Origin of the sequence: Bacteroides sp., from assembly GCF_052357945.1 — a bacterium.
Classification (GTDB): Bacteria; Bacteroidota; Bacteroidia; order Bacteroidales; family Bacteroidaceae; genus Bacteroides.
Map to the genome: position 1 here is coordinate 1 of NZ_DAWCXD010000157.1, position 10,505 is coordinate 10,505.

Here is a 10,505-nt window from a genome sequence, read left to right on the forward strand (position 1 = left end):
AGAGCAATGCATATCTGGCCTGTTCAGCCCGGTTGCCTTCCGGTTTGAGTTTTTGTAGTATTGCTAATGCACTATCCGGGTTGTTCTGCATTAGCTTTTCAGCCTCACTAAGGCGAGGGGTCTGTTCCCTGTTATAACAACCTGTAAAATAGAGAATAGCTGATAGTCCAATTATAATTTTATATTTCATATTGCGAATATTAGGAGTAACAAACACATTTCGATGCGGAAAGCTTTTATTAGAAGAAATATAATTATTATTACATTCTTTGTATCTCAACAGAAGCCATAAATACTTTTTTGCATGATTCCCTGCATGATAGTTCTCAATTCCTATATATACCATTTCCAAAAACAGACAATAACCAAAAAGTTATAAAATATGCAGGCTTGGGAGTTTAGTATTCTTCATCTTATTATCAACTTTAATTATGCGTTGCTTTATACCATAATGTATTTTCTTTCAGCACAGTCATAGGATTGTCACTCGGATCGGATGTTGTTATACCGGAAAATGTATTGATAGGAATAATACCTTTGGCCATAGAGTAGAAATTTTTTGTATGGGTTTTATATGGAACAAGATGATTTAGCTGCTCTCTAAATTGGTTTAATAATATAGGATCGTTACAGAGTGAGGTTATATAATCTGCAAAATCATAAAATATTACAGGAGTATAACCATCTAAACGTTGGATTGTTCCCCTCAGGGATTTGTCAAAAGAATATTTACTATTGATACTTTTTATGATGGCTGCCATATTCTCCAGTTCTGAACAGTCCGTTACTGCTAATGTCCCACAAGGCATTATTTCATAGGTTGAATAAAAATTGTAAAATCCTTCACATACCGATTGATAATCGGGATTCCCCAGTAAATATTCCCCAATAGTGGCATAAGGCATTCCGTATGCCATCATCTCACTGGTAGAACCAATCAAATATTTTGTAACATCCTTTAATTCATAGGCAACCTCTATAGATGACATATAACAGTCATCAAATAGAATATATTCCATTTTCATGCCTGCATTAGCAATACCGGAGGCTAGAGATTTTATATCTGTTTGGTATTCGGCGGTCAGTCCTCCAAAATAACGTGTCAATGGAACACCCTGATATTCCCAATGCATTTTCATGTGAGGTGCGGAACGCACTTTCATCTCATAAACAGGAAGCCATCCCATACCGTGACATCCTATAATCATGGTATAAACAGAAGCCGGAGCAAATGCCTTTACATCATTTAAAATTGCTGTTATCCCATCGATTGTCGTAAAAGGCGGAGACTTATATTTTTTAAGTATTTCACGTTTACATCTCCCGTGAGAAGACACAATATCAAACATCATGGCCTCCGTACTACCGGTAGAAATAAAAACAATTACTTTCTCATTGTTCAGCCCTATTTTCGTTATACATTTTTCCAGGTCAGATATGTTATTATAAAAATAGTTCGTCAAATTTGAGGACCATGGCAAATACATGAATAATGTTTTCCGGTTGGCTTCGATCTTTTGATTTTCCTCCTTCTCGCATGAAGAAAAAAGTAAAATTCCTCCCAATAAAAAGATAATGCTAACCTTTACGTAGATTTTTTTCGTTGTTTTCATCCTGCAAATTGTCCAATAACTCATTATTACTTTTTTATTATAGCCTTCCATTGTAAAATCTCTATTTTATCTTAAATGTGAATTGTAAATAACCATTTCCTGATATTCATAGAATCAAATCCTCTTATAATCTTACAATATTATGACTCATTATCTCACAATATATTGAATATTCTAATAAACAGCATGAATTTAATCGTTTATAACACGAGATGATTTTCTTTTCAATGCCCTATGGCAGTTCTCATTGGAGACACTGCCGAATGGCACTTGTTTCCGTTTCATTCTTGCAAAAAAAGATGAAACGGTTTAACAGGAACAACTGCCTGTTGAAACAATACCGGCACCAATGTCACAACAGGCAGTTTTATGGTTACTTATGGCAGTCCAAACCGATTTTCAAAGCCAAATCGCTCCGGCTTCCACATCCCCTGACTTATAAGTGTAAATTATAAACTCTTCAAGCGCTTCTTTCCATGTAAGATTGAAGGTTCCCATAATTGAATGTATGGCACGATTACTTTTTTCATCAAGCCCGTCTTCTTCCACCCCTTCGGGGTTCGTGTCTTCGTCTACCCCCACAGTCTCTTCACGGCTCCAGAACACCACTACCGGAATGTTTAGGTTGATATCCCATGTACCACGCTGGATCAATATTCCGGAAGGTTTATAGAACGGATCAAAAGTACCTGTTTCCGGATTGCCCTTGGATTTGTAGCCGTGATAAAGACGAATTTTCAGGTCGAATTCCTTACGGTCTTTCAAAAAACGGATAACTCCTTTCAAACCTATCGGGTTACTGCCTCCTGTTATTTCAGCTTCCTTGCTATGTTTGGTCTTGTCCCAGGGGGTAGTGTCCACATAAAGATAATCCACCAATTTCTGCGGTTCATTGTCATCGGCTTCCGGCTGACCGTCAAATGTGGGTTTTACATTTTCAGGCGTGAAGAAATGTTGATGAATATTATCCTGCCCGTTTTCTATAAATTGGCTGTTCATCAAATCTCCTTTGGCGTTATAGTAATAGATGAACATCAAATAAACGGGAGCCGGGGTGTATTTCCCATAAGTATAGTAGTCTCCATTTTTCTGCACGTAGAACTTGCTCTGACTGCCTTCGGCAAGCCTCCAACCCTTGCCGGCTTTCAGCTCATAAGTTATTTCCTGAATACGTTTCATGTGCTTGGCCGGAGATTCCGGATTCTGGTGAGGTCCGCCGACTTTCTGTATTTCATCCCAGCCTGCATGCAAGTGGCATTCCACAAGACGGACAGTCATTTTGGAAGGATCTTCATGCAATTTGTTTTCCGGCTCGTTTTCAGGAATTACAAGATCTTTGCTGCATGAATTAAACAACAAAAGAGATGTTCCTATCAGGAACATCAATACGATTTTACATACATTTGTTTTCATTTTTTATTTATTTGGTTAATAATAATTGTTATAAATCAAAAACTCCAGTTCACTACACAACGTACATCAGATCCCATGTCATGTGCATAGTAGCGTGAACGGTTAGTGTATTCTTTATATTCTTTGTTCAAGATATTGTCTGCCGCTATCATGAATTGTAGTTTGTATCCGTATTTTACAGGACACTCAAAGCTAGCAGCGAACCCCAAGAGATGGTATGCCGGAGGGGTATAGGGAATAAGATCCGTATTCGAGTCAAACCGGGTCTGTTTTGCCACGAATCGATGTCTGATACTCAAACGTAATTTGGAATGCGATTTGGTTTCGTGAAGCCATGAGAGGTCATGGCTGAAACGGGAAGAGGGGATATAAGGAAGGTAATTTCCTGTCGTCTGTTCATTTGCCCGTATAAAAGAAGCAATCAGGTGATAATCCCATGAATTTATGGGCATGAAGTGAAAGTCAAAATCCATTCCGCGAAAGAAAGCCGGGGTCTGTTTGTATTGGAATACAGGGTATACCCCCGAAATAACAGTGATGGTTTCTTTCTTCGGTTCATCATAGATATAGCCGCTTATCCATTGCAGGTAACCGTCCATTCGGGCACTGAATACCTTATTGCTGTAACTGATGGAAGATATCCATTTATAGCTCCTTTCGGAGTGCATGGTAGAATCTCCTTTGACAAACATTCCGGATCCGAGTTCATTTCCGTTGCTATATAATTCATACACGTGAGGAGCTCTCCAGGCCAGTCCGAAATTAGTGGTGAGCTTCCATTGGTCAGAGAAATGATGATGACCTCCCAGACTGTATGATACGTTATTGAACTTTCTTGTTCCTCCATAGAGACTTCCTGTCCAGTCATAACCACTGGCACGGGTTTCCTGTCCGTCAAAACGAATACCTGCTTCAATTCCTCCTTTACTGTAATTATACTTCCCGATACCATATATTCCCATCTGCGTCTCCGTATAGTTGGGAATAACGGGAACAATACCTGTTCCTGCCTGACTGTGATTATCAATGAACATAATTTGTCCCCCAACCTCTGTTTGCCATGAATTATAATTCAATTTCCAGCAGAGAGAGTTTTGTAATGAGTTTAAGTGCAGGGAAACAGCTGGAATGTCGGAACCCAGACGCCGGATGCGGTTTTCCTGTCGATCGTCCTTCTGCCAGGAACTTTGCCAGTAAAGATTTCCTGCGTTCCGCATACTGAACTTCATTTTACCAATGGCTGTCTGATGGGTAACTTTTTGATATGGGTATGCGATACTTCGCGTGAAAGGATCTGTGTACAGGGGACGTCCCAATCGGATACGTTCTGCCAGCAGATCTTCACTTCCCATCTGGGCACTGAACATTACTCCCGTCCGGTTGTAAAAGTGACTGTAGAATCCTTCTATTCTTAAACGTCCATGGTCATAGCCGAGTAAAGCGGAGGTATGATGTTCTCTGGCTCCAGTGTTATTTAGAAGATAGTTTGCGGTGGAACGGTCTCCGGAATTTGAATATGTCCCCTGTACTCGCCAGGCAAGGTCACGGAGAAAAGGGAAAGTGCCTTCCAACTGTCCGGTCAGCACATAACGGTGACCATTACTTCCATAAAGTATGGAAGTCTTTCCTTTCAAGGCCTTCTTCCGGAAGGGTAAGGGAGCCTGTTCCATGACAATAATTCCTCCCAAAGCTTCTGAACCATATCGTACCGCGTCAGAACCTTTTATCACCCGAATGGAAGCGTTTCCGTTCATATCCACTTCAGGAGCATGATCAACTCCCCATTGTTGGCCTGTCTGGCGGGAACCATTGTTTATGATTAATATCCGGTTGCCATACATTCCTTGGATGACAGGTTTGGCAACTGTCGTCCCCGTACTGATGGAACTTACGCCACTGACCTGTTCAAGCAGAGAGGTGAGAGAAGTTCCCAATGCGCGATTGATTGCGAAGGAAGTAAGGTTGTTGCTTACCGTATTCCGAGTCACTCCGGAGCACTCACCGGTAATAATGACTTCTTCCAGAATTTTTATCTCCGGATAAAGATATACTGTTTGAATATTCACCTTTTTGAATGCCTCACTCAAATATATATATTGAGATTTGTAGCCCAAACTCTGTACAAGAACTGTATCCTTGGAATTTGTCTTCCAAGGGATAATGATTCTTCCTCCGGTTGAACTGGCAAGGGGTTGATTCTCCAATAAGATGTAAGCTCCTTCAATCGGACGTCCGGTTTCCTTATCTACAACCAATAGTGTCCTATGTGTATCTGATTGCTGTCGGTATTTCTGTGCATACATCCTTGTAGGAGATATTGCACACAGCCAGACAATGAATAGACACACATATTGGAAATATGCATGAAATGTCATACTTTACGAAAATTGTAATGAAGTTATAAATTGTTTAAGATAACCAAAGGGCACAGCATCCCTCTTTCACATGTCATCTTATAATGCATGCAACCCATGAGAGGGATTGTAATAGTTGGACAGGAGGAGCGCGGAGAGACAATAGAGGAAAAGTAACAGTAATGTCCTTCTCCTTTTGGATAAGATATTCAACGGGGTTCTCTGTCTGAACGCAATTGTACTCAAAGCTCTCGGCTTCGGTAAATGAAGATAAAGTGAACAGGCAGATAGCACATTTATCGGCAGAATCATGATGGGAAGATTGTTGCTCATCATGAGATATACATAAATCTTCTTTGTGAACATGAAAGGCTTTCACAAAGAAGAAAGGCATCATAGTCAGCAACAATAAGCATGCCACTATGGCTCTGTATTTCCGCTTTTTTCTTGCATTATCCATTAGGTTGTAAAGATAGCAGATTGCATAATTGTACGCAATACCTATAAATGATGATTTTACGATCAAGTACGATTAAATATATTGTCCCGATTATTTTGATATGGGAATCAAATAAATCGACACATCGTTACCGGCTGTATGATAACAGGCTATAATAAATCTTCCTATTTTTATTCCTGTTCATATTGGAGGGCCTGTGTAAGATGCCCCCCTAAAACCAAAATGATTCTTCTCCCAGAAAATATTCAGTAATGATCTCTTGATAAGTTTTGACCGATGAGCATTATTATTTTAAAATCAAGTACTTCGATTCTCATATAATTGTTTTTAAATTCGTTTAAAATTGAACGGTGTCCAATTGTTACGATAATACTCCAGTTCACGTTGATATTTCGAGGACGCAAAGTACGGCTCATTCCCAAAGCATAAGAGAAAGGATTGATGTCGAAATCGCGTTCAAATGTTCCGGTTACCATATTCTTTCTTTGCGAAAGTGTACCTGGAAAGTTTTGGTTACGCCAATTTCCTTGTACAGATATGCCAGCTTTTATCTTGTCTTCATTCCAATAGAAAGATTTTTTTATATTTATTGGTCGAGAGAGGCTACTACTACCCTCCTGAAGTTAGTAAACGGAATCATTTTTTACTTCCTCTTTTTTTCTTATTGTTGTGCATTAATAAATAAAGCTCTTGCAAGAAAAAAAAGGAATATTTTTGTCTTAGATATCATTGTGAATTTCAATTTAAATATAAACACAATATTGGACCGGATCAATTTGTCACAAATCATTTTATAACGAAGAAGGTATGTGTATGGACATATTAAAAAGAATAGCGTCACTCGTCAATACCAAATCATTAGCACCAATCATTTGAAAAACAATATACAAAAAACGCTTTCCGCCAATCTCCTTTAATTGGGCGGAGTTAAGTTCAAATCTTACATTATCCAAATATATATCCTTTACAGAAGAAAAGAGACCATTCAAGACGTTCTTGCTCCATTTATTCTTTTCCCATTGCAATGAATCATGATCCTTAATTACAAATTCCACATACTGTATCCATCTATCTATAGAATTGGAAAACTTATTTTTCACATCACCATAATTACTATTCTTAAGTTTATTTTTCACAAACTCATGCAAATCCGGTGTTGAGTAGGCTATCAACTCATTCTTCAATTCACTTAAGGGTTTAAAACCGGTGAATATTTTATCAAATTCTGCAAGCAACAAGCCACCATTACCCTTTGCATACATGCTTAAATGTAGTGTAAGCATGTTGCCTGTGTCGCTTTTTTCTTTCAGAGTTGTACTGATTTCCACAGCATACGCACTTTCATCATATGAAAAAATGTGACCATTAAATAGAGATGGATTTTCATATATCCCTCTCATATACTTCTGTTTTATAAAATCTGTATTTACAGTAACCTTTCCTTCATAATATTTATTCTTGTCAAACAGAAGTGATATTCTTTTTTTAGACCTACTATTATTATACCTAAGATAGAAAGAAAGCTGATTTTGCTCATATTTTATATCTTCAAGAACCGTCTTCTCAAGATCTTCCGGAGTAAAAAGATATTTTTCTCCCCCTACATTTATAGAGTAAAAGTCCACTAACCGGCCTAAATTCTCAATTGTAAACATGTTCACTTTATGTAATCTGTAAAAGCTATCAAAATCAAGCTTTGCATAATAGTCAGCATTTGCTTTCCACTCAGCTTGTGCACCATTAACCATTTGATAATCGTCAGGTTTGCTCACAAAGCCGGTAAAAGTGAATTCATTCTTAAAAGGTGAACCATTTACCGTGCCTGTAACATATAGCACAAATGAACCTTTTTGATAATCTTTCCTTTTCACTACAGCCTCAGTTATTTTTATCATTTTCCCGTTTATCTGCAGCGTCTCTTTCTGTGCTTCAACAAGTCCTAACGCAACATTTATATCTCTAGACATATCAAATCTAAAATAAGCTGCAACATCCTCTTTAGCCACAGCGGGAACTGATCCGGATTGTTCACTATGAGATTCTTCCTGTTGCCTGGGATGTCGATTCCGGGATTCAATCGGATCATTCTCACCACAAGCAACTAATAACATTATACAGACAAGAAATAATAAGCACCTTTTTATGTTAAAATTTCCTACCTTAAACAAATCACATGTCCTATCACACATAAACATTACTGTCTTTTCAATATATATTGTGCTGCGAGCCGCCCGCTATTGTTGAAGATTTCCGTACTGTCAGACAAAACCACTGCGTCGTCGAGAACTTTATAATATGTTTTGGCACCCGATGAAGGAGTAACCAGTTCAATGATGTTTTCGCCTATCATATTATATACACCGCTCTCTTCAAAAATACCATTTTCCTCACCCAGATACTCACTCCGCAAATCATAAGTTGCATCACTATTAATTTTCAATGTCGTTTTGATGCCACCACAGTCGGCACAAGGTAATATGCCTTCATAGGTGCCATAACAATCTTTATTTCTGCTATCCACTACTCCGGCAGCACTATTTTCTTGTTGTTTATATTTCTTCCCAGATCCAACACAGCCTGATGTTACTATTATCATGGCTGCTACCAATAAATGCAATTTAATCAATTTCATAATTTAAAATATTTAACATGTATTTTGAGGTTAATTATAACTCGCAAGATCATTATATACAAAGACTTATTGTAAATGCATAGCAGTATATAACGAAATTATCTTCGTCTCACTCGCTATGCATTACAATAAAATTAGAAAAAAAGAAAACTATTTAACCGTCACATTTATAGTTCCCGTTTTCTTATCCTTATCTGTAACTGTAATAGTAGTTTTTCCTGCCTTAACTCCTCTTATGTTGACTTTATTTTCCTTGACTGATACCGTAGCAATATTGACATCTTTCGCAACGGCAGAATATGGCTGTGCACCACCTTTTACTGTTACTATACCATCTTTTCCAACACTCACAGTAATAGATTGTTTATCAAAATCCAGTCCTTTTGGAGTTTTTGGGGTCTCTTTTACAGTTCTTACAGTTACAGCAACTTTTCCTGTAACTCCCTTCCGGTCCGTAATAGTTATCATTGCTGAACCATCTTTTACACCGGTAATTACAATCGCATTTTTATCTGATTTCGCAACTGCGATTTTTGCATCACTTGATTTCGTCGTATATGGTGCAGTACCACTACTAACAGACACAGTAACCGTTTTACCAACTGCAACTTCTACTTTATTAGGACTGATTTTTAAATTGGGCTTATCATCATCCTTATCACATGATACCAATACAAAAGAAGTTAAGCAACAAATCACTAATGCCATCGATTTTAAAAAAGGTTTAGTTTTCATTTTTGATAAATTTAAATTAATAGATAAAATGCTAATGAGTACTCATAAATAAAAAAGTCAGGTTTTTCTTACTTTTTCTTTGCCAGCAAAAATAATAAAGCGAAATTGTATTTGAATTATAAAATGATTTTAAAAATCTAACACCTCAATCCATATACCTCTAACAATCAATACCTTAGCACTATGAAAAATTATTTTATCTCACATCGAACTAACATATGTTCGAAAAGCATAAAAAAATCAATATTATTCCAATATCAAACTTAAAAAAATATGTTTCACATTGCTAATTCTGATTATATGGTCAATCTTCATAATAGAGTGATACACTATTATAACACCGACTGTTACAGTATCCCTAACAGTGTTTGAAAAAGACCCTTTTTATGATATTTCACAAATACCATATATTCCCTATAATATTATTCTTAATTAGTGAATGAGCCATTCAAAGTAAAAATTGAATGTATTTTTAGCATATTCTATAAAAATCAAGAAAGGATGGCCAATTCAAAAAGTATTTTATCCAACAAACGGAACATTCTTTTTACAAGTTGAAGGTGGTATCACTCAACTATAATTGTGGATGATCAAAAACGTGTGTTCAAACCATACACAATAAATCTTCTATAGCACAAGATTTCTTGAGCAGCAAGAGATAGGTACTCGCAAGTCCACGACAAAACGTTTTCCCAGGGGATACTGACGAACTTAAGGATATTGAAATGAGATACCATACAAAAGTCGGTTGTTGTCACCAATATTATCTTAAAATAACTCATCTACTAAAGCTATGTGTTGTGACATCGTATTGTTAAAAAAACATTGTCATAAACGTCTGACGTCTCTTGATAGATTTACTTTTAGAAGGTATCATATAGCTATCTTCCATATCGTTTCGAGTCGCTTTCTGTACTCATTCGATGTCATTCAGGCCATACTCTTGAACATTCGCTCATGCAATAGGGGCACTTAAGTTCTAATAAATAGGTTATCTCGCTAGCAGTCTCATCTCTCACCACACAGCTAGATTTATTATAAAGTTAAATTCAATGCTCGTGCAAACGGCTGTTTGTTCTGATTTAATGTACTCTTTGTTTGAAGGCACAAAGATATAATGAATATCTAATATTCAAATAAACTTTGTTTTAAGATTTTTTATGACACAAACAAATACGAATGATTTGAAAAATAAATTGATTCTCTTTCATAAGATGTTCTTTCCTATAAGTTAATAAAAAAAACACTTTATATAATTTTTTTTCTCTTCATTTTTTCGAAAATCCCCTGTCTTCCAT

The 10,505-nt window shown here is 36.9% G+C and carries 7 protein-coding genes and 2 pseudogenes; all 9 read right to left on the bottom strand.

Going from position 1 to position 10,505, the window contains the following annotated elements; translation table 11 throughout:
* A pseudogene (locus ACT8YW_RS19545) lies at positions 1-190 on the bottom strand (hypothetical protein); the annotation flags it as partial.
* Positions 191-425: 235 nt separating this feature from the next.
* Positions 426-1,613 (bottom strand): clostripain-related cysteine peptidase, encoded by a 1,188-nt coding sequence (locus tag ACT8YW_RS19550; protein ID WP_444106866.1) that lies wholly within the window; start codon positions 1,611-1,613, stop codon positions 426-428.
* A gap of 399 nt (positions 1,614-2,012) precedes the next feature.
* Positions 2,013-3,026: a hypothetical protein gene (locus ACT8YW_RS19555; protein WP_444106863.1), complete on the bottom strand. Its 1,014-nt coding sequence runs from the start codon at positions 3,024-3,026 to the stop codon at positions 2,013-2,015.
* A gap of 35 nt (positions 3,027-3,061) precedes the next feature.
* Positions 3,062-5,401 (bottom strand): TonB-dependent receptor, encoded by a 2,340-nt coding sequence (locus ACT8YW_RS19560; RefSeq protein WP_444106864.1) that lies wholly within the window; start codon positions 5,399-5,401, stop codon positions 3,062-3,064.
* A 73-nt stretch (positions 5,402-5,474) separates the two neighbouring features.
* Positions 5,475-5,840, bottom strand: a complete 366-nt coding sequence (locus ACT8YW_RS19565; protein WP_008017067.1) for a hypothetical protein — start codon at positions 5,838-5,840, stop codon at positions 5,475-5,477.
* 287 nt (positions 5,841-6,127) lie between these two features.
* A pseudogene (locus ACT8YW_RS19570) lies at positions 6,128-6,427 on the bottom strand (hypothetical protein); the annotation flags it as partial.
* A 204-nt stretch (positions 6,428-6,631) separates the two neighbouring features.
* Positions 6,632-8,035, bottom strand: coding sequence for a hypothetical protein (locus tag ACT8YW_RS19575; RefSeq protein ID WP_444106865.1), 1,404 nt, complete (start codon positions 8,033-8,035; stop codon positions 6,632-6,634).
* Positions 8,035-8,472 (bottom strand): copper resistance protein NlpE, encoded by a 438-nt coding sequence (locus ACT8YW_RS19580; protein WP_250702220.1) that lies wholly within the window; start codon positions 8,470-8,472, stop codon positions 8,035-8,037. Before ACT8YW_RS19580 ends, ACT8YW_RS19575 begins: the two co-directional genes overlap by 1 nt.
* A gap of 150 nt (positions 8,473-8,622) precedes the next feature.
* On the bottom strand, positions 8,623-9,207 hold the full coding sequence (locus ACT8YW_RS19585) for a hypothetical protein (RefSeq protein ID WP_250714508.1): 585 nt from the start codon (positions 9,205-9,207) through the stop codon (positions 8,623-8,625).
* Between the last annotated feature and the right edge of the window lie 1,298 nt (positions 9,208-10,505).